This window comes from Actinomadura rupiterrae (assembly GCF_024172125.1).
Classification (GTDB): Bacteria; Actinomycetota; Actinomycetes; order Streptosporangiales; family Streptosporangiaceae; genus Spirillospora; species Spirillospora rupiterrae.
The window spans coordinates 837,744-863,738 of sequence record NZ_JAMZEA010000004.1 but is presented as its reverse complement, the minus strand read 5'-3'; the positions used below and the strand labels follow the sequence as shown (position 1 = coordinate 863,738).

Sequence of the window (25,995 nt, the reverse complement as noted above, 5' to 3'; positions counted from 1 at the left end):
GACGGGGTGCGTAGCGGGGAAGGCCCGGCTCCCAACGGGGTCGGCGCGGTGGTCGGCAGGGCCGGGGCGGTCGTCAATCTCACGGTGCACGGCATCGGCCCGCGGCCCGGCCGCGCGCTGGATCCGGGCGAGGACGGGACCTGGGTCGACGTCGACCGGTTCGAGCGGGTGCTGGACGCGGTCGCCGGCCGCCCGGAGGTCCGGCTCACCTTCGACGACGGCAACGCCTCCGACCTGGAGATCGCGCTCCCGCGGCTGCTCGCGCGCGGCCTGACCGCCGAGTTCTACGTGCTGGCCGGGCGGCTCGGCGAGCCCGGCCGGCTCACCGCGGACGGCGTCCGCGAGCTGGCCAAGTCCGGCATGTCGATCGGCTCGCACGGCTGGGCGCACCGCGACTGGCGCCGCCTCACCTCCGCGCAGGTCGGCGAGGAGCTGGTGCACGCGCACCGGGTGCTGGAGGACATCACCGGCGAACCGGTCACCCGGGTGGCCGTCCCGTTCGGGTCCTATGACCGGCACGTCCTGCGCCGCCTGCAGCGCGCCGCGGTCGACCGCGTCTACACCAGCGACGGCGGCCCGTCCCGTCCGGACGCCTGGCTCCAGCCGCGCACCAGCCTCCGCCACGACCTCGACGACGCGTGGATCGCCCGCGTCCTCGCCCCGCCCGCTCCCGCCCTACGCCTCCGCCGCACCGCAGCCCGCCTCGTCAAGCGCTTCCGCGGAAGGTGACCCCGATGCCCCTCTCCGACTCCGTCCCCGACCTCGTCCTCCCGGCCCCAGACGCGCTTAAGGACTCCGGCGCGCTTCAGGATTCCGGCGTGCTTCCGGGGTCCGGCGCGGCCGCGGACTCCGGGCCCGACGCGCTCCCGGACGCCTGTGCGGCGCCGGACGCCGCTGGGGCGCGGATCGCGGTCGTGGTGGTGACCTACAACAGCGCGGCGGTGCTGCGCGGGTGCCTCGCCTCGATCGCGCTCGGCGCCGCCGGGACGCGGCTGACCAGGGTGGTCGTCGTCGACAACGCCTCGCGGGACGACTCGGTCCGGATCGCCAAGGACGCCTCGGCGGACCTGCCGGTCCAGGTGATCGAGACGGGCCGGAACGGCGGTTACTCCGCGGCGATCAACGCCGGGACGGCCGCGCTCGACCTGGACGGGCTGGACGCGGTGTTCGTCATGAACCCCGACTGCCGCTTCCTCGAAGGCGCGCTCGCCGCGCTGGCCGGGGCGCTCGCCGCCGATCCCGGGCGCGGCATCGCCGTCCCGCGCCTGATCACGCCGGACGGGACGCTCCAGGCGTCGCTGTTCCGGAGCCCGAGCGTGCTGCGCGTCTGGGTGGACGCGCTGCTGGGCGGGCGCCTGTCGGGCAGCCTGACGCGGCTGAGCGAGAAGATCACCGACCCCGAGGCTTACGCGCGTGCGCACGAGGCCGTGTGGGCGACGGGCGCCGCGCAGCTGTTGTCTGTGGAGACGATCCGTCGCGTGGGGCCGTGGGACGAATCGTTCCTGCTCTATAGCGAAGAGACCGATTACGCCTTGCGGGCCGCCGACGCTGGACTGAGCACCTGGTACGAGCCTGCCGCCGAGGTGGTGCATCTAGGCGGCGAGTCCGATTCCAGTCCAATGCTCTACTCGCTGCTCACCGTGAACCGGGTCCGCCTGTTCAGGCGGCGGCGCGGGACGCTCGCCGCAATCCCGTTCTTCCTGGGCATCACGTTAGGCGAACTGCTGCGCACCCTGGCCGGGCGCCGCACGTCGCGCGCCGCGCTGGCCGCGCTGCTGCTGCCGTCCCACCGGATCCGGGAGCTGAAGGCCTGATGGCCGCGGACCCCCGTCCCGGCACCGGGTTGCGCCTCGTCGCGTTCGACGCGCTGAAACCGGCCGAACTGGACGCCTGGCAGCGGCTGCGAGCGGCCGACGCGCGGTACGACAGCCCGTACTTCCACCCTGGTTTCGCCGCGGCCGTCCACGCCTCCGGACGGCCCGTCACGGTGGCCGTGGCAAGTGAAGGTGAGCAGATCACCGGCTCGGATGGGCAGAGCACTGACATTGGTCAGCAGGGCGGTGGCGGCGGCGCGCGGAGCACTGGCGCAGGCGGGCGCATCACCGGTGTTTTCGCCTTGCAGCGGGACGGCGCGGTAGCGCGTCCGGTCGGATGGCCGGGCGCCGACTTCCAGGGGCCGATCACGGCCGCCGGGCACGCCTTTCCGGTCCGGTCGCTGGTGACGGGGACGAGCGTCCGCAACCTGGAGTTCGACCACCTGCTGGACGGCACGCCGGGCTTCGAACCGTGGACCGAGACGCGGCGTCCGTCGCCGTTCCTCGACGTCAGCGGCGGTCTGGACGGCTACCTCGGCCGCGCGTCCCGCAGTGGCAAGGACAACATGTCGCAGGCGCGCCGCCGCATCCGCAAGGCGGAGCGGACGCTCGGCCCGGTCACCTTCGAGGCCGACATCGTCGACCCGGTGGCGCTGGACGAGCTGATCGAGCTCAAGCGCGGCCAGTACGAGGCGACGAACGCGCGCGACTACTTCGCCGACCCGTCCCGCCGTGAGCTGCTGCATCTGCTGCTGAACACGCGCTCGGCCGATTTCGGCGGTGTGCTGTCGGTGGTCCGGGCCGGGCCGCATCTGCTCGCGGCGCATTTCGGCCTGCGTTCCGGCGGGGTTCTGCACTGGTGGTTCCCGGTGTACGACCCGGCGCACGCCGCGCTGGCGCCCGGCTGGATCCTGTTGCGCGAGCTGGTCTCGGCCGCGCCGGACCTCGGCGTCACCCGCATCGACCTGGGACGCGGCGAGGACGAGTACAAGCGGCGCGCCAAGACCGGCGAGACGTTCGTGTGCCAGGGCGCGGTGCTGCGCGGCCCGGTCGCGCGCGCCGTCCGGCGCGTCCGGAACACCGCCGTGGGAACGGCCCGAAACACGTTGCGCGACACCCGGTTGGCTCCCGCTCTCCGCCGGGCCCGCCGCGCGATGGAGACCGCCCGCCAGTCCGGGGGCGGCCTCCGATGACCCCGCCAGCTGAACCACCCCGCACTCTCCGTCCGTCCCCTGCCCGGCGCCAGGGGGCGCCGGTTCACCCCTGGATGCGTGAGCTTTGGCTGTTCACGGCGACAAGAGCGGCGAGCGCGCGGACCGGCGGACCCCCGCCGGAACGTCCGCACGAACCCCGGCACCGGCCTCCGCTGAGGAGGCCCCGCGAGGAGCGGCGCGGCGGCGCGCGCTGATCCTCGTCGAGAACCTGTCCGTCCCGTTCGACCGGCGGGTCTGGCAGGAGAGCACGGTCCTGCGCGACGCGGGCTGGGAGGTGCACGTCATCTGCCCGCAGGGCGCGAAGAACGACACCGAGCCCGAGGCGTTCATCGACGGCGTCGCTATCCACCGCTACCCGCTGGCCGCCGCGGCCGGCGGCCCGCGCGGGTACCTCGCCGAGTACGGAGCGGCGCTCTGGCACACGGCGCGGATCGCGCGGCGGCTCGTCCGGACGCACGGCCCGTTCCACGTCGTGCACGCCTGCAACCCGCCTGACCTGCTGTTCCTCGTGGCGCGGATGCTGCGGAGGCACGGCACGCGGTTCATCTTCGACCAGCACGACCTGGTCCCGGAGCTGTACCTGTCGCGGTTCGGGCGGGGCGAGGACATCCTGTACCGCGGCGTCCGGCGGGTAGAGCGTGCTACCTACGACACCGCCGACGTCGTCATCGTCACTAACGAGAGCTACCGGGACATCGCGCTGGGACGCGGCGGCAAGCGTCCCGAGGACGTGTTCGTCGTGCGCAGCGCGCCGGCGACGGACCGGTTCCGGCCCGTCCCGCAGCAGCCGGAACTGAAGCGCGGCAAACAGCACCTCCTCGTGTACCTGGGCGTGATGGGCCCGCAGGACGGCGTGGATTACGCGCTGCGCTCCCTGGCGAAACTGCGCGACGAGCTAGGACGGGACGACTGGCACGCCGCCTTCCTAGGCGACGGCGACATGTTCGACTCACTCGTGAAGATGGTCCGCGAGCTCGGCCTAGAGGATCGGGTCGAGTTCCCCGGGCGCGTCCTGGACGACAGGCTCCTGCCCTATCTCTCCACAGCGGACGTGTGCCTCGCGCCCGACCCCTACAGCCCGCTCAACGACCGCTCCACGATGAACAAGGTCATGGAGTACATGGCCATGTCCCGGCCTACGGTCTCGTTCGATCTGCACGAATCGCGCGTGTCCGCTGGGGAGGCCGCCCTGTTCGCCCCCTGCGACGACGAATCCGCGTTCGCCAAGCTCATCGTCCAACTCCTGGACGACCCGGACGAGCGCGCGCGCATGGGGGAGATCGGCCGCGAACGCGTCGCCGGACCACTCTCCTGGGACCACTCCCGTGAGGCGCTGCTGGCGGCCTACGATGCGGCGTGCGCGCCCGAACGGATGCGCCGCGCGTCCCTGACACGGCGCCTAGGACGGCGCACAGACAAGGAGGGGACGTGAAGCAGGCGCTACGCAGCCGCTTTGTCGAAGGGCCCGATTCGCTAGGCGCGAAGGCCCGGCGGCGGCGCTGGGAGATGTTCCGCCAGGCGTTCCCCGAGCTGGAGACGATGTCGGTCATCGACCTGGGCGGCACCTACGAGTTCTGGGAACGCGCCCCGGCGCGTCCGTCCCGGCTGCACATCGTGAACCTGTTGGAGAAGCAGCCGGACGACCTTCCCGAAGGCGTCACCGCCGAGACCGGCGATGCCTGTGACCTGCGCGCGGACCTCGTTGGGCAGGGCTTCGACCTTGTGGTCTCCAACTCGGTCATCGAGCATGTCGGGGGGATCGCCCAAAGGCAGCGGTTCGCACGGACCGTCCGCGACCTCGCGCCTAGGCACTGGGTGCAAACGCCCTACCGGTACTTCCCGGTTGAGCCGCATTGGGTGTGTCCCGGCTTCCAGTTCCTTCCGCTCAACGCGCGTGCGCGCGTAGCCGAACGCTGGCCGCTGGTGAAGGTGAAGCCGGAGGGACGCGAGGCGGCCATCGCGGACGCGCTGGGCGTCGAGCTGCTCGGACGCACGGAGATGCGCTACCTGTTCCCCGATTCCGCCCTGCTGGGCGAACGCTTCGCGGGTTTGGTGAAATCGCTCATCGCAGTGAAGCGGGGTTAGGAATGGCGACTGCTGGCGTCGGTACCCCAGCTGACGGGACGGCCTCGCCGCGCCCTGGCCAGGGCTTTGTCCAGCGCCAGCACCGCAAGGTAGCAGGCGGCCTCGATGGCCCCGACCCTCCGCGCGCGCACGAGGAGCCGCAGGTCGGCGAGCCTGAGCGGGGACGCCGACACCGGACGTCCGAGCTCGGCGAGCTGCCGGTTGCCGAGCCGGACCCGGACCCGCCGCCGCAGGTGCGCCCGGACCGTTCGCGCGGGCCGCACCACCGAGGTCGCCTCGGCGACGACCGCGCGCTCGTCCGGGGCGAAACTGGCGTGGACCCAGCCGTCGTCGGCGACCAGGCCGTCCGGCAGCGGGAACACGCGCGCGTGCGCGTCCTCGGTCAGCACGTACACGCCCGTCCCGGCGAGTCCCCTGGAGGGGGCGACGAGCTCCTCGTGCACGCGGTGGACGCGCCGGGCGACCGGCCCGGTACCGGACAGGTCCAGCACCGGCCGGGGCGCGCACGCGAGCACTCCGGGACGCCGCACGGCCTCGGCGAGCGCGCGGACGCCCGCGGTCGTGAGCAGGACGTCGGCGTCGGCATAGACCCGGGGGAAGACGCGCGCGGCCTCGTCGCCGAGCCGCAGCGCGTTGGCCTTGCCCGGCGTCGCCGTCTCCACGACCCGGACGCCCGCGTCCCGCGCCACGCCGGCGGTGCGGTCGGTGCAGGCGTTGGCGACCACCACGATGTCGAACTCCCCGGGCGCGGCCCCGTCCAGGAGCCCAGCGAGCAGGGCGGCGAGCCCGGCCTCCTCGTCGTGCGCGGGGATGACGACGCTGGCGACCGGCCCTTCGGAGACGCTGGCAACCGGCCCTTCGGAGACGCTGGCAACCGGCCCTTCGGTGACGTTGACAACCGGCCCTTCGGTGAGGTCCACGGAACATGAGAGTAGAGCGAACCGAGCTCGACGGGATGCTGCTGTTCGTCCCCGAGCCGCACCACGACGACCGCGGACTTTTCACCCGGACGTTCGACGCCGCTGTAGCGGGCGCGCAGGGGCTCGATGCCGCCGCGTTCATCCAGGACAGTCAGTCCAGGTCACGCTACGGAACCGTGCGCGGCATGCACGGCCGGTCCGGGCGCGGAGAGGGCAAGCTCGTGCGCTGCGCGCGGGGAGCGGTGCTCGACATCGTCGTGGACGCGCGTCCCGGCTCGTCCACCTTCGGCCAGCACGTGGCCGTCCGGCTGGACGACGAGACCTTCAGGACCCTCTACGTCCCGCCCGGCCTGCTGCACGGCTTCCAGTCGCTCACGGCCCTGTCGGACGTCTGCTACCGCATCGACCGCGAGCACGACCCGTCCGAGGACCTGTCCGTCCGGTACGACGACCCGGATCTGAAGATTCCCTGGCCGCTGCCGGTGGCCGCCATCAGCGACCGCGACCTGGCCGCGGGCTCCTGGTCCGACCTGCGCGCGCGCCTCTCCGCCTAGTTCGGCTGGGCTCGTCGATTCTGCGCTGTCCGGGACCGGTCCGCGTTGGCCGCTGCTTTCCGGGACCGGTCCGTGCTGGTCGCTGTTGTCCGGGACCGGTCCGTGCTGGTCGCTGTTGTCCGGGACCGGTCCGTGCTGGTCGCTGTTGTCCGAGACCGGCCCGTGCTGGTCGCTGGTGCGCGCTCTCGTGCGCGCGCGTCTCTGGCAGGCCCGTGCCCGCGCAGGAGAAGGAACGTCATGAGGGTCGCCGTGCCCGCGGCCGCAATGGCCAGGGCGCGGCCCGCGACGACCGCGCCGTGCGGCGCGAGGTCGGGATCATCGGTCAAATTGAGCGCCGTGGTGGCCCTGTGACCTGCGAAAACGGCGACAGCGACGGCGGCCGTGACGAAAACTCCGAGAACGGCCCCAACGATCCGGCCCCCTTCGGCCGTTTGGGTGTGTGGGACGAGGAAGCCGCGGCGACGGAGGACGGCGATCGTGAGACAGACACCGATCATGACGATGAGGGCACTGCCGATGGTGTCGCTCGGGCGGTGCCAGCTCGCCGTCACCGTCGCCGCGCCGATGCCCGCCGAGCCGAGCAGCACCGGCAGCACCGTCCACGAGCGCAGCCGCACCGGCACGGCCAGCAGCAGCCCGCAGAGCACCGCCGTCGCGACCGCCGTGTGCCCGCTCGGGAACGACCGGTCCTCGCGCCGGAAGCCGTGGGCCAGCAGGATCGGCCGCGGCAGCACCGCCTGGAGCAGCTCGGTCGTGGTCACCGTCGCAAAGATCATCAGGACGGTCGCGACGGCGATCGCGCGGCCGCCCGCGCGGTGGCCGATCCATCCGACCAGGCCCGCCGCCAGGGCCAGCGACCAGATCGAGATGGTGTCCAGCGCCGTCACCAGGGGCGACGCGCGGCCCGGCCAGGCCGCCCGCAGCACCGCGTCCTCGAACCGCTGGCCCGGCACCGTCCACACCGCGAGCGCGTACACCGCGACGAGCAGCACACCGCACCCGGCCGCCACACCGACGGGCACCGCCCCCGCACGGCCTTCGCACCCCCGAGACGCCATGCACCCCAACGTAGCCAGGCCCGATGGGCACCTGTCCGCACCACCTGGCCACAATCAGCCGTCCCCGGGGGAACGGCCCCCTGCGGCCGCCACGTGTGCTCACAATGCGACCTATGACCGAGTCGTTCGGCAGGAGCCGGGCCCTGACGGTCGCGTCGGCGGGGCTGCTCGTCCTGAGCCTCGCCGCCTGCCAGGGCAAGGACAAGGCCGCGCCGCACCGCACGGGCGCGCCGTCCAGCACCGCACCCGGGACGCCTTCCGGGGCCACGCCGCCGAGCCCGACGGCGCTGCCCTCGAACGCCCCCACAGCCGACGCCACGGCCAAGCCCGCCGGGAACGGCCGCTGCCCGGCCTACCCGACCCCGGCCTGCACGGGAGCCCCGCACGCGCTGTCCGCGATGCGCGCGGTCAGGCTGAACGTCGACAACGACGCCCTGCTGGTCACCAAGCCCGGCACGGTCCTGGACGGCGTGCACGTCCCGGGCAACGTGGTGATCGCCGCCGACCGCGTGACCATCCGCAACAGCGTGATCGACGGCCGCGTCACCAACGACTACCAGGACGCGAACCACCCCTTCACGATCACCGACTCGACCGTCGGACGACCCGACCGCTGCGTCAGCGAGGATGCGGTCGGCACCGCCCGCTTCCGCGCGTCCGGCCTGCTTGTCCGCGGCTTCAGCCACGGCTTCAAGGTCTCCGGCGACACCGCGAGGGGCGGCGACGTCGAGATCACCGACTCCTACGTCAAGAACTGCTCCAACGGCGCCGACCACGCCGACGGCATCCAGGTCTGGGGCGTCCACGACGCGCGCCACCTGGTCGTCCGGCACAGCACCTTCGACCAGCGCGGCGTCTCCGACTTCACCGCCCCGCTGTTCCTCGCCGACAGCGCGGGCGGCACCATCAGCGACGTCACGGTCGAGGACAACCTCGTCGCCGGCGGCACCTACAGCATCCAGCTGAAGCACGTCGCGGGCCGCCTGGTCGTCCGCGACAACCGCATGGTCGACAGGACCTGGTCCTACGCCCCGGTCGAGTCCTGGTGCCACGCCATCCAGACCTGGACCGGCAACACCATCGTCACCATCGACCCCGCCTACAAGGTCACCAAGACCGTCCGCCCCCTCCCCTGCACCGAGTAGCGCGGGGGGGCGCGCCCACGGGTCAGTGGGGGCGGGCGGGGGTGACCTTGCCGCGGAGGACGCGGGCGGCTCGGCTGCGTCCGGCGCGGACGCGCCACGGGACGGCGGTCGGCGGCTCCTGCTCGCGGGTGATGCGGAGCAGCGCGCCCGCCGCGCCCACCATGAGGAAGGTGAGGCCGGTGATCGTGGCGAAGGAGAGCAGGTCGAAGGTGACCGCGCCGACCAGCGGCGCCGCGAGCGACGCGGTGACCGACAGCGCCAGGTCGCGGGTGTCCGGATCGGAGAACGCCTTGCCGCGGGCGCGCAGCGAGGAGTAGATCCCGCCGAGGAACAGCAGGACGAGCGCGGTCGTGCCGAGCACGCCGGTCTCGACCATCGACATGATGTACTGGTTGTCGAAGGCGTTGTAGACCGGGAAGTGCCAGGTCCCGTCGCCGCGCCCGAAGATCGGGTGCTTGGAGATCTCCATCGCGGCCTGCCCGTAGCGGTGCTGCCGCGCGGTGATGCTCGTGTCCGCCTGCGCGTTCGCGAACAGGTTGTAGATCGCCCGGACCAGCCCGCCCGCGATCATCAGCACGGCGAGCGAGCACGCCGCGACCACCACCAGCGCGCGCGTGCGCATCCGCGGCGGCCAGCCCGCGAGCAGCACCAGCCCGATCGCGAGCAGCGTCAGCACGCCCGACCGCGACACCGAGAACAGCATCCCCGAGAGGAGAAGCAGCGCCGACCCCCACCACGGCCACGACCGCGTCCCCGCCCGCCGAGCCCGCAGCGCATAGTGGATGGCCAGCGGCAGCACCATCGTGCAGACGATGCCGAACTCGATCGGATGGCCCGTCGTCGCAGCCACCCGCAGCTGCCCGCCGCGCGGGATGATCGTCGGGTTGTCGCCGCTGGTGTACCGCAGCACCGGCACGACCATGTACTTGGTCAGGTCGAACATGAACAGGTACTGCAACGCGCCCACGAACGCCGCGCCCGTCCCGCCCACGACGACCCACTTGAGCAGCATGTTCAGCCGGTCGAGCGTCCGCACCCCGTCGCACACCGCGAGCGTCGCCCCGGCGAACGCGACCGACAGCACGAGCGAGTGGTCGAGCAGGTTCCGCTCGTCCGCCGGCAGGTACCCGCTGTTCGCGCCGCCGTAGCAGGCGAACATCGCCGCCACGTAGAACGACGCGACCGTCCGCGCCGCCGTCCGCCCCTTGGCGACCCCCGAGTTGGTGACGAATTGCGCCGCCAGCCACGTCAGCCCCATGCCCAACGCCACCAGATCGGCAGGCGTGAGCGAGATCCCCGTCCCCTTGACCACGAGCCGCGCCGGAACGATCAAGGTCGCGAGCGCGAACAACACCCCCAACGTCGCCCCATCGGCCCCCGCCACAACAACCCCACGCCGCTGCCCAGCCCCCGTCCCCACCCCCTCCGAAGGCCCGACCTGCACCCCGCGCGCGCCGCCCCCACCAAGCCGGCCACTCCCTACCCCGCCCCCACGCCGTCCCGCCTGCGCCCCGCCAACCACCTGCCGCCCAGCCCCCACTCGCCCTGCACCAACCCGCCCTTCAGGCTCCTTCCGCCGCCCCGCCCCCATCTGCTGAGCAGCATCCCCACGCACCCGCCGCACAACGTCCGAGCGCCGCCCCACACCCTTCCGCTCCACCACCCCGCCAGGCCGCCCCGCACCCGAACCCTCCGCAGCGCCGCCACGCTGCCGTCCGCTACCACGCCCCGCAGCACCATCACGCAGCCCCGCATCAACCCGCCCGGCAACACCCCCACCCCGACCCGAGCCACTCGCGACACCGCCGCGCATCTCGGCACTCATGCGCCCCGCGATGCCGTTGCGCTGCTCCCCACTCGTCGTCCTTGCGGCATCGTCGCGCTGTCCCGCATCAACTCGCCTCACACCCCCACCCGGACCCGCGCCCGCGCCACTCGCGACACCGCCACGCATCTCCGCGCCCGTGCGCCCCGGAGCGCCCTCGCGCTGCTCCGCGCCCGTCGTCCCCGTGGCATCGTCGCGTTGTTCCGCATCAACCCGCCGCGCACCGCCTCCACCCCGACTCGCGTCCGCGCCACGCGCGACGCCACGACGCAGCTCGGCACTCGTGCGCCCCGGAGTGCCGTCGCGCTGCTCCGCGCCCGTCGTCACTGCGGCAGGGTCGCGTTGTTCCGCGTCACCCCGCCTCGCACCGCCCCCGCCCGGACCCGCCTCCGCGCCATTCGCGCCGCCGCGACGCAGCTCGGCACTCGTGCGCCCCGGAGTGCCCTCGCGCGGCTCCGCGCCCGTGCGCCTCGGAGTGCCGTCGCGCTGCTCTGCGCCTGTCGTCCTCGTGGCATCGGCGCGCTGCTCTGCGCCTGTCGTCCCTGTGGCATTGGCGCGCTGTTCCGCGCCTGGGGGTTCTGTTGGCTTGGGGGCTGAGGGGTGCTCAGGGGGGAGGGGGACGGGTCCTTTGGGGGGAGTGTCCGGGGTGGGGGTGGGGTCGGTGGGCACGGTCAGTGCCCTCCGGCCGGCTCGGGTTCGGGGGCGGGACGGCGGCGTGGGGTGGGCGGCTCGTCCTCGATGGCCTCGCGGCGGCGACGGCGGTGCTGGGCGTAGCTCTCGCCGCCGTAGGCGAGGGTGAGGGTGACGATGACGGAGAAGGCCATGAAGGCCACGGCCGCGCGCTTCTTGCCCTTGCGCTGGACGACCGGGGTCGTCGGCGGGACGGCGGTGCTGAGCGTGATGAAGGTGGCCGGCGGAGCGCCCAGGGCGTGCTGCCGCTCGTCCAGGACGCGCTTGGCCTCCTGGACGAGCCTGGCGTTGGTGGAGAACGCGATGGACTGCGACGTGCTGTCCACCTGGATGTAGATGAACGGACGGCCGTTGTCGAGCAGCTCGGGATTGGTGCTGCCGTTGCCGACCTGGACCTGCGTGGACCCGCCCGGCGACGCGCCGATGCGCTGCCCGATCTCCGGCGAGCCCAGGATCTGGATGAGGATCGCGGCGGTCTCGCTCAGCCCCCGGTCGTAGATCAGCAGCGGGTTCCGGTTGGGTTGCTTGCGCTGGTCGACGGTGATGTCGCCGCCGTTCTTCGGGCTGGACAGGACGAGCACCGACGTCGAGACCCAGTGGGACGGCGTCAGCTCGAACACCGCGCCCGCCATCGCGAGCGACAGGACGAACGCGGGGACGGTCAGGTACCAGCGCCGGAACAGCACCAGCAGCGTGCTCCAGAAATCCATCGGGCCGCGCTCACCTCACCCGGGGAGCGGGCGCGTCCTCGGTCTCCTCGCCCGCCTCGCGCTCGCGTGCCGCCGCGGCGTCCACCCCGATGATCTCGAACGCCGCCGTCCCCTGCCGCCCGCTCTCGCCCCGCGCCCCCTGCTGCCCAGCGCCCGCACCCACCTCGCCCGGCGCGCCGTACTCGCCGTGCAGGCCGTTCTCACCTCGCGCGCCGCGCTCGCCCCGCGCCTCCTTCTCGCCGCGTGCGCCGGACTCGCCCCGCGCACCCTTGTCGCTGCGGGCACCGTTTTCGCCCCGCGCACCGTGCTCGCCCCGTGCCCCCTTCTCGCCTCGCGCGTCGCGCTCGCCGCGTGCGCTGTGCTCGTCGCGGGGGGTGTGGGTTCCGTGTAGGCCGTTCTCGTGCTGCGGGGTGTGGTCTCTGCGCGGGCCGAGATCGTCGCGTTCGGCGTGCTCGGCTCGGGGGGCGTGATTGCTGCGTGAGTTGGTCTCGCCGCGTGCGGGGTGGGCTTCGCGTGGGTTGTGGTCGCTGCCGGGGGTGGGGTTGGTGCGCGGGTTGCGGTCGGGTTCGGAAGTTGTGGGGGTTGGGTGGTCGTGGACGGTTTCGGTGGGGTCGGCGTCCAGGGGGAGGCCGTAGTCCTTGGGTTTGTGGCCGTTCTGGGGTGGGGTGCCGTTGCGGGGCGCGGCTTCTGGTTCGTTCTCCCAGATGGACGCGTCGTACGGGCGGGGTGACGGGGCGGGGCGGGCCGGCAGGAGGACGGCGGGACGCAAGGGCGCCGCGTCCCGGACCGAGCCGTAGTAGAAGTCGTACGGGGTTTCGGCGGCGGCTTCGCGGAGGGTGCGGCGGCGGGCGCCGAGGTAGGCGACGCCGAAACCGGCGCAGACGATGAAGCCGAAGGCGGCGCCGGAGAACTCCCACTTCTTGGTCATCTGGGCGGTGGGGGCGGAGGCGGGGACGACCTCGGTGAGCATCAGGTAGGTCTGCTTGGGCGCGCCCAGGGTGCGCTGCCGGTTGACGAGGTCGTCGCGCAGGTACTGCTCGGCGTTGCGGACGATGCCCTCGACCGAGCCCTCGCGCGTGCTGGTGACCTGGACGAAGATGAACGGGCCGGTCTGGCTCGCGGTCATCACCTTGCCGTTGCTGGTGCCGTCGTTGATCACGACCTTGGCCGGGCTCCCCTTGCCCGCGCCCATCCTGCCGAGGGCCTGGTCGGTCCCGGCGGCCTGGATGAGGATGGCGGCGGTCGTCTTCAGGCCGTCGTTGAACTGGAGCAGCGGGTTGGTGGTCCAGCCGGGGCGGTTCGGGTCCTCCAGGCCGCCCGCGGACGGCGTGGTGAGCACGAGCAGGCTGGACGAGACGTAGGTGACCGGCGTCAGCACGAACACCAGCGCGGCGACGCCGAGTCCGAGCACGACGACGGGCGGCCCGATGAGCCTGTTCCGGGCGATGCCCAGGATCGTCTTCCAGAAACCCATGTGTGCCCCCGGTGAGGCCCTCGCGCGGACGAGGGCGTTCAACGTCGTCGCGTTGCCGCGTCCCGGTAATTGATGCCGCTGTCATCGTGCATCCGGGTAGTACTGTTTTCATCGGTCCAAGGTCCCCCATGGCCACTATCGGCCGGTGGAAAACCCCAGATCATCGCGTATCGCGTCCGGTCGCGAGGCGGGCCAGCTTCCGGGCCCGGTGCTCGGCGACCCGGCGCTCCCGCCGCGCCCAGGTCGCGCGGACGGCGGCGCGGGCGCGGCGGCGCTGCTCGTCGGTGAGTTCGGGAGTGTTCGCGGGGTCGTCCACCCACCGGTAGATCTCCAGGCATTCGAGCGTCGTCGCGCAGTGCGCCTGCCAGGAGGGGACGCCCAGCCGCCGCGCGAGGACACCGGGTTTCTCGGTCTTCCAGTTCCGGTGCGCGAGGACCTCGTCGACGTGTCCCCAGGGTCCGGCGAGGGCGAGTTTCGTGGCCATCACCTCGTCCTCGCGCAGCATGTTCCGGCGCGGGAGCGACACCAGCACGTCCCGCCGGAACAGGCCGTAGAGCGGGTCGATGAGCAGGTGGCTGGAGTTCAGCAGGCGCAGCATCGCCTTGAACCGGACGAGCGGGTCGTCCGAGCCGAGGCCCTGGTCGGTGAACGGCGCGGTGCTGATGACGCCGTCGTCGCCCGTGTAGGACGTCTGGGACGTGACGAGCACGAGCCGCCCGTCCTTCCCGAACACCTCCAGCGACCGGGACACCAGCCGCGGCTCCAGCATGTCGTCGTCGCTGACCCAGCGGAAGTACTCCCCCGACGCCAGGCGGCTCGCGCTCATGAAGTTCGGCAGGATGCCGATGTTGTCCGGATGCCGGTGGTAGCGGACGCGGGAGTCGCGTTCGGCGAGCGCCCGGCACCGCTCGCCGGTGTCGTCGTCTGACGCGTTGTCGCAGATCAGGAACTCCAGGTCCGGATGGTCCTGGCCGAGCACCGACCGGGCGACCCGGTCGATCCGCTCCCCGGCGTTCCGCACGGGCAGCGCGATGGTCACCAGCGGCATGACGATCAGCCCTCCTTGGTTGTGGCGGGGATCGGGAGGCGGTGCGCGACCCGCAGGAACGCGTCCTTCGGGACGACCAGGAGCAGGTACACCAGGATGCCGACGCCGCCCGCGACCACGAGCCGCGCCAAGGCGACCGGCCCGACGGCGGCCGTGACCGCGTGGTCGAGGCCGAGCACGACGGCGGCGGTGAGCGCGGCGGCCCCGGCCGGGCGGGCGAGCGCGGGCAGCGCCGGGGCCAGCCGGACGCCCGCGCGGTGCAGCGCGAGCAGCGCGAGCGGCAGCGCGACGGCCGCGCCGACCAGCGCGTGCGCGATGCCGACGCCGCGGATCCCGTCCGCCCGGACGCCCGCGAGCAGCGCCGGGACGAGCACGACGACCCACGCGAGGTTCAGCCACATCGTCGCGCGGGTGCGTCCGGCGGCGGTCAGCACGTCGAAGGTCAGCGACGTGATCATCCGGACCGCCATCAGGATCGCCAGGTAGCCCAGCACGACCGCGCCGGGCGTCCAGCGCGCGCCGTACAGCAGCTCCAGCAGCGGCGTGGCGAGCGTCGCGAGCAGCACCGCGGCCGGGAACACGAACGCCAGCAGCAGCGGCAGGCTGCGGCGGACGCCGTCGGAGAGCGAGTCGGGGTCGTCCCGCTCGGCCAGCCGCGAGAACGCGGCCGTGGACACGTACCGGATCGCCTGCCCGATCAGCGTCGGCACCCAGCTCGACACGTTGAAGGCGATCATGTAGTAGCCGATCGCGACCGTCCCGAGGACGTGCCCGACGATCACGTAGTCCGCGTTGAGCAGCACCGACTCGATGCCGAGGGACGCGGCGAGCGGCAGCCCGAAGCGCAGCAGCCGGCGCGCGACCGCCCGGTCGAACCCGAACTCGACCGGGACGTCCGCCCACACCAGGATGAGCGCCCCCGCGACGACGGACGCGACGACCTGTCCCCACACGAAGCTGTAAGGGCCGAAGTCCGCCAGCGCCAGCGCTATGGCGACGGGTGCCTGGCACACCAGTCCCACGACGTTGGCCTTGACGATCGTGTCCTGCCTGAACGCACGCATGAGCGAACCGCTGCGAACGGCCGTGATGCCGTCCACGACCACCACGACGCACAGCAACCGGATCGGCCCTGTAGCGGCATCGCTGTGCGCGAGGTGCGCGTAGTACGGAGCCGCGAACCAGCACGCCACATAGACGAGCGCACTGGAAACGAACGCCAGCACCGCCGCCGTAGGCGCCATCTCTTCGAGCTTCCCGCGCCATTGCACGACGGCCGCGATGATGCCCGCGTCGTTCACATGGATCAGGAACGCCCATGCGGCTAGGGCGATGGCGAAAACCCCGAAGTCCTGGGGGGCCAGCAACCGCGCGAGCACGAGGTTGAGGGCGAACGAACCGGCTTTGGTGCCGACCGTCCCGAGCAGGCTCCAGCTGAGCCCCCGCCGAGTCTTCGCTCCCAGCGACGGACCCTCTGCCTCCGCGCTTGCCGCGACTGGGCTGGTGTCGTCGGTCAAGGGGCGTCCTGGACGCGCTCTAGCCAGATCTCCCGCCAGAAGGGGACGAACTCGCGCGGGCAGTTGAAGTTGTAGGCGCCCTCGCAGACCAGCCCCTCCAGGATGATGCAGGGGGTCTTCATGGTGAGGAGGCGTCCGGTGCGCTCGTCCAGGACCTTCTCCACCCGCGCGCGCACGCGAGCGGTCTTGCCGCAGTGCCGGGCCATCTCGTTCTCGAAGCCCATGCCCCGGTTCAGCAGGTCTTTGTTGAGCGTCTTGATGATTTCGGCACGCGGCTTGATGCGGACGAGTTCGCCCGGTTTCAAATCAAGCGTCTCTACAGGAGTGCGGCCGTCGAGCGCGCCTTCGAACAGTGCCCAGCGGAGACCCTTGTTGATGAGCAGTGGCTTGGGAAGGCGCTCGCGCGTGACGTCCTGGTAGCGGTTGTAGCCGCCGATGAGGAACGCCCTAACGGACTCGCCGACACTGTTGTTGCCGGTACGGACGTCGTCCACGAACTGGCCGACGTTCTTCACGCCTACACGCTCAGGGGCGGCGCGCAGCAGTTCGGTGGCCTGGCACGAGTAGCGGACCTCGCCGTCCGCCTCGGGCTCCTTGCGCGTGTTGACCTCCAGCAGAGGCAGCAGCTTCCGGACGCCCTCGTCGTCCTCCGCGGCGGCTTCGGTCCCAGCGGAGGCCGGTTTGAGCCAGGCGTCCTTCCAGTACAGCGAGCAGGCCGTCTGGCAGCCGCCGTGGGACGACCCGTCGCAGCGCGCGCCCGTGAGGTGGACGGCGCGCTCCATCCGCCGCATGCCCGAGCGGCTGATGGTGTCGCAGAGCTTGTGCGCGACCTTGTGGACGGTCATCCGGCGCCCGCAGTACGCCAGCATCTCCGGCATGAACGGCAGGCCGTCCAGCTCGCCCCGCTCGTCGAGGGTCGCGAGGATCTCCTCCGCGCTCCGCACCTCGACGAGGTCGCCGGCCTTCAGCTCGGTCATGGTTGCAACTCCTTGAGGAGTCCGGCGTCGCGCAGGGCGTCGGCGGCGTCGGCGACGGTGGCGAACGGCAGGTCGGATCGGCCGGCGATGTCGAGGAGGCCGTGCTGCCCGTCGGACAGGTTCAGCACCCACAGCATCGCCATCTGGGTCTGCTTGGTGTCGCTGCGCCCGCCAAGGGACGCATACAGCCCGCGGCGTCCCAGCTGGGGTTCGCCATAGGGGCTGAGGTTCACGTACGTCCGGTCCCGTTCGAGCACCTGGACGGTCTGCCAGAGCGTTTCGAGCGTGTCGCTCATGGCGGTGGGGGAGACGAACGAGGGATTGTCCCCGGACGTGTGGTACTCGGGATACCCGGCGTAGGGCGTCCGCGTAAGCGAACCGACCGGAAGGTTGAATCCGGGGGAGCAGTACTGGCGCTCGTCGTACCCGTAGGGGGAGAAGTCGAGAATCGTATGCGGACGGTCTCGGAGCACATGCTCGAAGGCCCGGTCTATAGGTGCGTCTCCGCGACGGCTCCGCTTGTAGTGGATCTGGCCTTCGTCTCCTGCGCACGCGAGGGTCAGCCCATGAGCGACGGAATCCACGCGTGAACGGTTACGCGCCAGCCAGGTAATAGTGCCGATCGTCCCCGGCGCGAAGATGAACCGGAAGGTGTGACGCGGCTCCCGCAACCGCTGCGCCAAGGCAACAGCCACCGCGATCCCGGCCAGGTTGTCGTTCGCCAGGGACGGGTGGCAGACGTGGCAGGAAACCAGCACTTCCCTATCGCTGGCACCCGGAATCACAGCCTCGCCATACGTGAGGTGACCGTCCGCCAAGGTGGAGTCGATGAAGACCTCGAACGGCCCGTCGCCCATGGACAAGCGAGTGTTCTCGCTCAGGCAGAAGCCCCACGTCTCGGCGTAGTAGCTCGTCCTGTAGGGAACCAAGGACGGCTGGTCGGGCAGCGTATGCAGATGCGGAGCGAGTTCGTCCATCGTCATCGTCGCGTGCACAGGGGTGCTGTATCCGACGACGTGCAGGTTCAGCGCCTGGAAATCGACGACGCGCTCCCCGGTCGCGACGTCCTTGATGTAGGCGTCGCGGATGTTCCATTCCCGGGGGATCTCCCAGTCGAGCACGGCCGTCCCGGTCGGGACCTCGTGCGCGCGCAGGGACGGCAGGTACTCCCCCACGACGTCCAGCGTTTGCCGGACGCCGTCCCCCGTGATGCTCCGGCAGAGCGGATACAGCCGCTCCACCAGAGCATGCATCTCGTCCGCGGTCATAGGCGGACCGTCCGGTGTCATAGGCGGACTGTCCGGTGTCATGGGCGGAAGTTCTCGTCCAGGGTTCCCGCCTCACGGCGGTCGGCGAGCCGGGCCAGGCGCGTGAAGCGGCGGTCGAACGCCTCCTGCGTCAGCCCGTACTTCCGGTAGGCGTCGGCCAGTTCCGTAGCGCCGTCCGCGATGGACCACTCGCAGTCGAAGCCGGGAAGCGCCTCTCGTATGCGCGCGAAGTCCACACGGTAGGAACGCGGATCGCCGCCGGTCTCCCCTGTGATGACGAGTTCAGCGTCCGGTACCGCTTCTTTCACGCGCTCCGCGATCTGCGCGACCTGGAGGTTGTTCCGCTCGGTGCCCACGTTGAAGGCCTTCGCGTGGACGGCCTCGCGCGGCGCGTCCAGTACAGCGGCGAACGCGGCCGCGATATCGCGCGCGTGCACGAGGGGACGCCAAGGAGTGCCGTCCGACAGCACCTTCACCACACCGGACAGCAACGCGTGCCCAACGAGGTTGTTCAGCACGATGTCGGCGCGCAGCCGCGGCGAGAACCCGAACGCCGTCGCGTTGCGAAGCGAGACGGGGGAGAAGTCGTCGTCGGCGAGCGCGAAGATGTCGTCCTCGACCCGCACCTTGGACTCGGCATAGGGCGTGACGGGACGCAGCGGCGCGTCTTCGTCCACCAGCTCCTCGCCGCTCGCCCCGTACACCGAGCACGTCGAGGCGTAGAGGAACCGCCGCACCCCGGCCTCCCGGGCGAGCCGGGCCAGCCGGGACGCGGCGTGGTGGTTGATGTCGTAGGTGATCTCGGGGCGCAGCGAACCGAGCGGGTCGTTCGACAGCGCCGCCAGGTGCACCACCGCGTCGAACCCGGCGAGCGCGGCGGCGTCGACGTCCCGCAGGTCGACGGCCAGGGTGTCCGGATCGTCCGGGGACGGCCCGAGCACGCAGTCGGCGAACAGCCCGGAGTCGAGGCCGGTGACCTCGTGTCCGGCCGCGCTCAGCACGGGCGCCATGACCGTGCCGAGATACCCCTGGTGGCCGGTGAGCAGGACGCGCACGGCTTCTCCTCAGAATCGGATGGTGAGTTTGCTGGTGTGGAAGCCCTCGGCGTAGCGGTCGCCCGCCTGCACCCCGCGCACGCGCGCGAGGCCGCGGAACGTCTCCTCGTCGAACCACGTGCGGTCGTGCTGGGACGGGTAGCAGCGGTGCAGCAGCTCGATCTTCTCGGTGAGCACGGGCTCGCCCAGCGGCACGAACACCTCGGGCTGCGTCAGGTCCGACTCCCACTTGAGGATCTCGTAGCCGAGCGTCATGTGGTCGCGGAAGACGGTCGGGACGAGCTTGGCGAGGCCGCGGTGGTCCTGGTGCGCGTCGGTGGCGTTCGGGGCGAGGATCAGGTCCGGCTCGCAGCCGCGCCGCACCTCCTCCAGCGCCTCCTTCGTGCGCTCCCAGTAGGCGGGCAGCCGCCCGTCCGGCATGTCCAGGACGGCCACCTCCAGCCGCGCCTTCGGGCAGAAGGCGTCGAGGGCCTCCCGCTCCTCGGCCTCGCGGACCGTCCCGGCGCCCGACAGGATCAGCGCCCGCACACGCAGCCCGGGGTTGGCCCGGCAGAGCTGCAGCAGCGTGCCGCCGGCGCCGATGGGCACGTCGTCGCAGTGCGCGCCGAGCAGCAGGATCTCCGAGCAGTGCCCTGGCGTCAGTCGAATCATCGTCTCCTCGTCCTGGTCACCGCCGCCGCCCCCCGGCCGCGGCCGCGTCGATCCGGCCGCGCCCCGCCCCGGGCCCGTCCGGCACCTGCGGCTCCCCGCGCCTCGGCCGAGGCGCGGGGACCGCTGTCACTCCGGAGTTCTCCGGAGACGCTCCGCATTCTGCCGTCAACGCAAGCATCAATGGGGAAGAGCGGGCGATCCGGGCATGTCCGATCACCGCTCCCAGACCGCCCAGGGCCGGTCGCCGCGCAGGTACGCCTCGTCCAGCGCGATGCGCTCCTTCACGGTGTCGGTCGGACGCCAGTAGCCGCGGTACGGGTAGGTGAGCAGCCCGCCGGTCTTCGCCAGGGCCGCGCAGCCGTCCGCGACCAGGTCGCCGCCCTCGGGGATGTGGTCGAAGATCTCCTGGCGCAGCACGAAGTAGCCGCCGTTGATCCACACCGGCATCTCGGTGACCGGGGTGATCCCGGACGCGCGGCCGTCCGCGCCGAGCTCGATGCAGTGGAACGAGTCGGTCGGCGGCACCACCATCATCGACGCGGCGGCGTCCGACCCGGCGAACCGGTCGATCATGTCCGGCAGCGGCGCGTCGGTGAGCACGTCCGCGTAGTTGGCGAGGAACATCTCGTCCCCGTCCAGGTACTTGCGGACGCGCCGGAGCCGCTCGCCGATCGGCGACTCGGCCCCGGTGTCCACGAACGTGATCTGCCAGTCGGAGATGTCGGTGGACAGCATCTCGACCCGCCCGGCGCGCAGCCGGAAGTCGTTGGAGTGCGTCTCGGTGTACTGGACGAAGAAGTCCTTGATGTGGTGCGGCGCATGGCCGAGGCACAGGATGAACTCGGTGTGCCCGAAGTGCGCGTAGTAGCGCATCACGTGCCACAGCAGCGGACGCGGCCCGACGAGCTGCATCGGCTTCGGGACGTCGCCGGGCGTGCCCATGCGCATCCGCATCCCGAGCCCGCCGCAGAACAGCACCACCTTCATGACCGGCCCTCCACCGACGAGCTGCCAACCACGGACGAGCTGCCGACCACCGACGAGCTGCCGACCACCGACGTGCTGCCGACCACCGACGTGCTGCCGTCCACCGATGAGCTGCCTTCCACTACGTCCAGTTCGGGGATCGGGAAGACGAGCCGTCCACCCCAGTCGTGCACGTAGGCGAGCTGCTCGGACAGCTCGTCCCGCAGGTTCCACGGCAGGACGAGCACGTAGTCGGGACGGTCCTCAGCGATCCGCTCCGGCGGGAGGATCGGAATCCGCGTTCCCGGCGTGAACCGACCGTGCTTGTAGGGATTCCGGTCGACCGTGTAGGCGAGCAGGTCGGAACGGATGCCGCAGTGGTTCAGCAGCGTGTTTCCCTTGCCGGGAGCGCCGTATCCGACGACGGTCTTACCGTCCTCGGCCGCGGCTATAAGGAACTTGAGCAGATCGCGGCGGACCTTGGCGACGCGCTGGGCGAAGGCCGTGTAGCCCTCGTCGCTGTGTAGCCCCTGTTCGCGTTCCTTCTGCAGCAGCTCGTGCACGCGCGGTCCAGGCTCTCCCTGCGGACGGGCCCACAGGCGGATCGAGCCACCGTGCGTAGGCAGCAGCTCGACGTCCACCAGCGTCAGGCCGCCGCTAGCCAGCGCGCGCTGCGCGGACGCGACCGTGTAGTACTGGAAGTGCTCGTGGTAAATCGTGTCGTACTGGCCCAGCTCCATGAGCGTCGCGAGGTACTGGATCTCGATCGACACCCAGCCGTCGTCCGCGACGAGCGCGCGCAGGCCCCTGGTGAAACCGACGATGTCCGGGATGTGGGCGTAAACGTTGTTCGCCGCGACGAGATCGGCGGGCCCGTGCTCGTCCCTGACCTGTTGCCCGGTCTCCGGAGTCAGGAACCGGGTCAGCGTCGGGACGCCCTTCTCCCGCGCCGCCTCGCTCACATTCGCGGACGGTTCGATTCCCAGGCAGCGGATGCCCTTTTCCACCACGTGCCGGAGCAGGTACCCGTCGTTGCTCGCGACCTCCACCACGAACTCCGGCGCGACGCGCTCGACCGCCGCGTCCACGTACGCCTTCGCGTGCCGCACCCACGAGTCGGAGTAGGACGAGAAGTAGGCGTACTCGGTGAACGTCTCCTCCGGCGTGATCAGCGGCGGGAGCTGCGCCAGCCGGCACTCCCGGCACACCCGCAGGTGAAGGGGATAGGTCATCTCCGGCGCGTCCAGCCGGTCCGCGGTCAGGAACAGCTCGCACGGCGGGGTGGCCCCGAGGTCGACGACGCTCGCCAGGTCCTTGGCGCCGCAGAGGCGGCACTCGGCCACACCGATGCTCGGATCGTTCAAAGCCACCCCCGCTGCGCCGCGTCCCCCCTCGGAACCGGCGCCTCGTCCCCGCTGAACGCCCCCAGCATGACCAGCGATCTTTCGTTCTCCACGGGTATGACCACAAGCGGCCACAGATAGTGACCACTGCCAAAAAAGGGCGTCTACGCGCAGTTCGAGTGACTATCCGGAATTGCTCTGAACGGCGGAAAGGAGGCCCGGCCCCGAAGGGCCGGACCTCCTCGTGCGCGCCCGATGCGGAACGCTCCCGGAGTGCTCGGCGTCAGGCGTCGCCGTTGAGCGGGCGGAACCGGCGGAGCCGGAGGCTGTTGCTCACCACGAAGACCGACGAGAAGGCCATCGCGCCGCCCGCGATCATCGGGTTGAGCAGGCCGGTCGCCGCGAGCGGCAGCGCCGCCACGTTGTAGGCGAAGGCCCAGAACAGGTTCCCCTTGATCGTCCCGAGCGTCCGGCGGGACAGCCGGATCGCGTCGGCCGCCGACCGCAGGTCGCCGCGGACCAGGGTCAGGTCGGACGCCTCGATCGCCGCGTCCGTCCCGGTGCCCATCGCCAGGCCCAGGTCGGCCTGGGCGAGCGCGGCGGCGTCGTTCACGCCGTCCCCGACCATCGCGACCGTCCGGCCCTCGGCCTGCAGCCGCTTCACCACGTCCACCTTGTCGGCCGGCAGCACCTCGGCGATCACCTCGTCGATGCCGACCTGGTCCGCGACGGTCCGGGCGACGGCCTCGCTGTCGCCGGTCAGCAGCACCGGACGCAGGCCCAGCGCGCGCAGCTGGGAGATCGCCTCGGCGGACGTCGGCTTGATCTGGTCCGCGACGGTCAGCACCGCGCGGGCCCTGCCGTCCCAGCCGACCGCCACGGCCGTCTCGCCGCGCTCGGCCGCCTCGGCCATCGCCTGCTCCAGCACCGGGGTGAGGTGCTGCTCCCACTCGGCGAGCAGCTTCGGCCGGCCGACGAGCACGCCGTGCCCGTCCACCACGCCCTGGACGCCCAGCCCCTCGATGTTGCCGAAGTCGTGCACCTGCGGCAGCTCGCCGACCCGGTCGGCCGCGCCCTTGGCGATCGCCTGGGCGATCGGGTGCTCGGAGGCGTGCTCCAGCGCGCCGGCGAGGCGCAGCACCTCGTCCTCGTCCGCGCCGTCCGCGCCGTCCGCGACGACCTTGACGAGCGCCATCCGCCCGCTGGTCACGGTGCCCGTCTTGTCCAGGACGACCGTGTCGACCCGGCGGGTGGACTCCAGCACTTCCGGACCCTTGATCAGGATGCCGAGCTGGGCGCCCCGGCCCGTCCCGACCAGCAGCGCGGTCGGGGTCGCGAGGCCCAGCGCGCAGGGGCAGGCGATGATCAGGACGGCCACCGCGGCGGTGAACGCGGCCGCGACCCCGTCGCCGGTGCCGAGCCAGAACCCGAGCGTCGCCACGGCCAGCGCGATCACGATCGGCACGAACACCCCGGAGATCCGGTCCGCGAGGCGCTGCACCTTGGCCTTGCCGGTCTGCGCGTCCTCGACCAGCTTCGCCATCTGCGCGAGCTGGGTGTCGGAGCCGACCCGCGTCGCCCGGACGAGCAGCCGCCCGCCCGCGTTCACCGTCGCGCCGACCACCGCGTCGCCCGGACCGACCTCCACCGGCACCGACTCGCCGGTCAGCAGCGACGCGTCCACGGCGGAGGTGCCCTCGTCGACCACGCCGTCCGTCGCGATCTTCTCACTCGGCCGGACGACGAACACGTCGCCCACGCTCAGCTGGTCGATCGGGATGCGCTGCTCGGCGCCGTTGCGGACGACCGCGACGTCCTTGGCGCCCAGTTCCAGCAGGGTGCGCAGGGCGGCCCCGGCGCGCCGCTTGGACCGCGCCTCGAAGTACCGTCCGGCCAGGATGAAGGCGACGACGCCGGCCGCGGCCTCCAGGTAGATGTTGGACGACCCGTCCGACCGGGTCATCGAGAACTCGAAGCCGTGCTTCATGCCCGGTTCGCCAGCGTTCCCGAGGAACAGCGCCCACAGCGACCAGCCGAACGCGGCGAGCGTGCCCAGGCTGACCAGCGTGTCCATGGTCGCCGCGCCGTGCCGCAGGTTCGTCCAGGCGGCGCGGTGGAACGGCCAGCCCGCATAGACGACGACGGGCGCGGCCAGCATCAGCGACATCCACTGCCAGTTCGTGAACTGGAACGCCGGGACCATCGCGAGAGCGATCACCGGGACCGACAGCACCAGAGCCGTGATCAACCGCTGCCGGAGCGGCTTCAGCTCGTCTTGGGGCTCCGGCTCCGCACCGTTCTCCGCGCTCTTCGGCGGCGCCGGGAGTTCGGCGGTATAGCCGGTCTTCACCACGGTGGCGATCAGGTCATCAGGGGTCACCCCCTCGGGGAACTGAACCGTCGCCTTCTCGGTCGCGTAGTTGACCGTGGCGGTGACGCCTTCCATCCGGTTCAGCTTCTTCTCGATGCGGGCGGCGCAGGAAGCGCAGGTCATCCCGCCGATCGCCAGCTCGATGTGGCCTGTGGGAGGTGCTTGCGCGGCCATCGCTGCTCCTTTCGCGGTTCCGGCGCGCCTGCTGCGCGTCTTCGAGTTCGTGGGTGGTGGGGGCTACTTGGCGACGGCGGTGAACTCGGCCGTGTGGACGGTCCCCGCGTGCTGGAAGTCGAGGTAGAGGCGGTAGGTGCCCGCGCTGGGGACGTCCGCGTCGAAGGTGATGTCCGGGCCGGGCTTGGTCTTGCCGTCGCCGGGCTCGCCCTCCGGGTGGACGTGCAGGTAGGCGAGGTCCCCGGCGCGCAGCGCGACCAGGTGGCCGTACGCCTCAAGGTACGGGTCCAGGTCGACGACCTGCTGGCCGCCCTTGCTGACCGTCAGGGTGAGGGGGCTGGGCTTGCCGGGCTTGAGCTCGCCCTTGAGGGTGACCTCGTAGCCGTCCACCTTCGCGACCTGCTCCGGCTGCGGGACGGCCTTGGGCTGGAAGTTCCCCGGGGCGAAGACGTCCGTGCCGAGCGTGAGGCCGTTCGCCGCACCCTCGGGCTTGATGTCGGTGAAGACCCGGTACGTCCCTGCCTCGGCCAGCGTGATCGGGACGGACCAGACGCCGCCGCCGACCGCGGTCGGGTGCACGTGCTGGAAGCCCGACAGGTCGCGTCGCGCCAGGATCAGGTGCACCTCCTTGCCGTGCTGCGGCGTGTATCGGGTGACGGGCTTGCCGTCCGGGCCGGTCACGCTGAACCGGAAGTCGGTCTTCGTGCCCGGGGTGATCGTGGTGGTCTGCGGGACGAGCGTGTAGCCGTCCGCGGAGACCTGGAGCCCCCCGGGGGTACCGCCGGGAGCGGCGCCGTGCCCCGCGTGCGCTCCGCCCTCACCTGCGCCGTGTCCGCCGGTGCTGCCGTGTCCGCCGGTGGTGCCGTGTCCGCCGGTGGTGCCGTGTCCGCCGTGTCCGCCGTGTCCGCCGTGTCCGCCGTTCATGTCCATTCCTCCGTCCGAGCCGTTCATGTGGTGTGCGCTGTCCGCCTTGGCGCCCACGGATCCGGTCGCCGTGCCGATCCCCAGCGCGCCGCCGAACACGGCCGCCAGGCCCAGCACGTACGCGCCGACTCTCGTCGTGGTCCTCATCGCCGTCCGTCCTTCCGGCCCGTCCCGGCGGGTGTCCGGTGCCGCGGCGCGCCGCCTTCGCGACC

General features: G+C 71.7%; 22 protein-coding genes. 7 read left to right on the top strand and 15 right to left on the bottom strand.

The features are described from left to right. The first annotated feature begins 6 nt into the window (after positions 1–6). The 5 genes from FHU30_RS16915 (at position 7) to FHU30_RS16895 (ending at position 5,113) form a co-directional block, all read left to right on the top strand. Entirely contained in the window at positions 7–729 is a 723-nt protein-coding gene (locus FHU30_RS16915; RefSeq protein ID WP_253876797.1) for a polysaccharide deacetylase family protein, read from the top strand. Positions 730–734: 5 nt separating this feature from the next. Then, entirely contained in the window at positions 735–1,814 is a 1,080-nt protein-coding gene (locus FHU30_RS16910) for a glycosyltransferase family 2 protein (RefSeq protein ID WP_253876795.1), read from the top strand. Continuing rightward, on the top strand, positions 1,814–3,007 hold the full coding sequence (locus FHU30_RS16905; RefSeq protein ID WP_253876794.1) for a GNAT family N-acetyltransferase: 1,194 nt from the start codon (positions 1,814–1,816) through the stop codon (positions 3,005–3,007). Before FHU30_RS16910 ends, FHU30_RS16905 begins: the two co-directional genes overlap by 1 nt. A gap of 85 nt (positions 3,008–3,092) precedes the next feature. After that, positions 3,093–4,460: a glycosyltransferase family 4 protein gene (locus tag FHU30_RS16900; RefSeq protein WP_253876792.1), complete on the top strand. Its 1,368-nt coding sequence runs from the start codon at positions 3,093–3,095 to the stop codon at positions 4,458–4,460. Next, the gene (locus FHU30_RS16895; protein WP_253876790.1) at positions 4,457–5,113 is read left to right on the top strand and encodes a class I SAM-dependent methyltransferase; all 657 of its coding nucleotides are present in this window, start codon (positions 4,457–4,459) and stop codon (positions 5,111–5,113) included. Before FHU30_RS16900 ends, FHU30_RS16895 begins: the two co-directional genes overlap by 4 nt. Here the strand turns inward: FHU30_RS16895 and FHU30_RS16890 are convergent. Continuing rightward, entirely contained in the window at positions 5,110–6,033 is a 924-nt protein-coding gene (locus FHU30_RS16890; RefSeq protein ID WP_253876789.1) for a glycosyltransferase, read from the bottom strand. The two genes, FHU30_RS16895 and FHU30_RS16890, sit on opposite strands and share 4 nt — an antisense overlap. A gap of 5 nt (positions 6,034–6,038) precedes the next feature. On the opposite strand from FHU30_RS16890, the gene FHU30_RS16885 reads away from it, so the two are divergent. Next, positions 6,039–6,587 (top strand): dTDP-4-dehydrorhamnose 3,5-epimerase family protein, encoded by a 549-nt coding sequence (locus FHU30_RS16885; RefSeq protein ID WP_253876787.1) that lies wholly within the window; start codon positions 6,039–6,041, stop codon positions 6,585–6,587. On the opposite strand, the gene FHU30_RS16880 is transcribed toward FHU30_RS16885, so the two are convergent. Then, positions 6,584–7,645, bottom strand: a complete 1,062-nt coding sequence (locus FHU30_RS16880) for a phosphatase PAP2 family protein (RefSeq protein WP_253876786.1) — start codon at positions 7,643–7,645, stop codon at positions 6,584–6,586. The genes FHU30_RS16885 and FHU30_RS16880 overlap by 4 nt on opposite strands. 113 nt (positions 7,646–7,758) lie before the next feature. Here FHU30_RS16880 and FHU30_RS16875 point away from each other — a divergent pair, with 113 nt between their 5' ends. Next, positions 7,759–8,790, top strand: coding sequence for a right-handed parallel beta-helix repeat-containing protein (locus FHU30_RS16875; protein WP_253876785.1), 1,032 nt, complete (start codon positions 7,759–7,761; stop codon positions 8,788–8,790). Positions 8,791–8,812: 22 nt separating this feature from the next. On the opposite strand, the gene FHU30_RS16870 is transcribed toward FHU30_RS16875, so the two are convergent. The 13 genes from FHU30_RS16870 to FHU30_RS16805 form a co-directional block, all read right to left on the bottom strand. After that, positions 8,813–10,144 carry an O-antigen ligase family protein gene (locus FHU30_RS16870; protein WP_253876865.1) on the bottom strand — a complete coding sequence of 444 codons (1,332 nt, stop codon included), beginning with the start codon at positions 10,142–10,144 and terminating at the stop codon, positions 8,813–8,815. A 1,142-nt stretch (positions 10,145–11,286) separates the two neighbouring features. Then, positions 11,287–12,015: a hypothetical protein gene (locus tag FHU30_RS16860; protein ID WP_253876784.1), complete on the bottom strand. Its 729-nt coding sequence runs from the start codon at positions 12,013–12,015 to the stop codon at positions 11,287–11,289. A 10-nt stretch (positions 12,016–12,025) separates the two neighbouring features. Further along, positions 12,026–13,489 carry a collagen-like domain-containing protein gene (locus tag FHU30_RS16855; RefSeq protein WP_253876783.1) on the bottom strand — a complete coding sequence of 488 codons (1,464 nt, stop codon included), beginning with the start codon at positions 13,487–13,489 and terminating at the stop codon, positions 12,026–12,028. Positions 13,490–13,649: 160 nt separating this feature from the next. After that, positions 13,650–14,537: a glycosyltransferase family 2 protein gene (locus tag FHU30_RS16850; protein WP_253876782.1), complete on the bottom strand. Its 888-nt coding sequence runs from the start codon at positions 14,535–14,537 to the stop codon at positions 13,650–13,652. Positions 14,538–14,542: 5 nt separating this feature from the next. After that, positions 14,543–16,054 (bottom strand): oligosaccharide flippase family protein, encoded by a 1,512-nt coding sequence (locus FHU30_RS16845; RefSeq protein ID WP_253876781.1) that lies wholly within the window; start codon positions 16,052–16,054, stop codon positions 14,543–14,545. Next, positions 16,051–17,031, bottom strand: a complete 981-nt coding sequence (locus tag FHU30_RS16840; protein WP_253876780.1) for a hypothetical protein — start codon at positions 17,029–17,031, stop codon at positions 16,051–16,053. Before FHU30_RS16840 ends, FHU30_RS16845 begins: the two co-directional genes overlap by 4 nt. Further along, the gene (locus tag FHU30_RS16835) at positions 17,028–18,299 is read right to left on the bottom strand and encodes a DUF4910 domain-containing protein (RefSeq protein WP_253876778.1); all 1,272 of its coding nucleotides are present in this window, start codon (positions 18,297–18,299) and stop codon (positions 17,028–17,030) included. Before FHU30_RS16835 ends, FHU30_RS16840 begins: the two co-directional genes overlap by 4 nt. A gap of 38 nt (positions 18,300–18,337) precedes the next feature. Next, positions 18,338–19,354 (bottom strand): NAD-dependent epimerase/dehydratase family protein, encoded by a 1,017-nt coding sequence (locus FHU30_RS16830; RefSeq protein ID WP_253876777.1) that lies wholly within the window; start codon positions 19,352–19,354, stop codon positions 18,338–18,340. Between the two features lie 9 nt (positions 19,355–19,363). Then, positions 19,364–20,005 carry a PIG-L deacetylase family protein gene (locus FHU30_RS16825; RefSeq protein WP_253876775.1) on the bottom strand — a complete coding sequence of 214 codons (642 nt, stop codon included), beginning with the start codon at positions 20,003–20,005 and terminating at the stop codon, positions 19,364–19,366. A gap of 213 nt (positions 20,006–20,218) precedes the next feature. Then, positions 20,219–20,992 (bottom strand): glycosyltransferase family protein, encoded by a 774-nt coding sequence (locus FHU30_RS16820; RefSeq protein ID WP_253876773.1) that lies wholly within the window; start codon positions 20,990–20,992, stop codon positions 20,219–20,221. After that, a complete protein-coding gene (locus FHU30_RS16815) occupies positions 20,989–22,335 on the bottom strand; it encodes a class I SAM-dependent methyltransferase (protein ID WP_253876771.1) in 1,347 nt (448 codons plus the stop codon). Before FHU30_RS16815 ends, FHU30_RS16820 begins: the two co-directional genes overlap by 4 nt. Positions 22,336–22,597: 262 nt before the next feature. After that, positions 22,598–24,859, bottom strand: a complete 2,262-nt coding sequence (locus FHU30_RS16810; protein ID WP_253876769.1) for a heavy metal translocating P-type ATPase — start codon at positions 24,857–24,859, stop codon at positions 22,598–22,600. A gap of 63 nt (positions 24,860–24,922) precedes the next feature. Continuing rightward, positions 24,923–25,930 carry a DUF8832 domain-containing protein gene (locus FHU30_RS16805; RefSeq protein WP_253876767.1) on the bottom strand — a complete coding sequence of 336 codons (1,008 nt, stop codon included), beginning with the start codon at positions 25,928–25,930 and terminating at the stop codon, positions 24,923–24,925. Between the last annotated feature and the right edge of the window lie 65 nt (positions 25,931–25,995).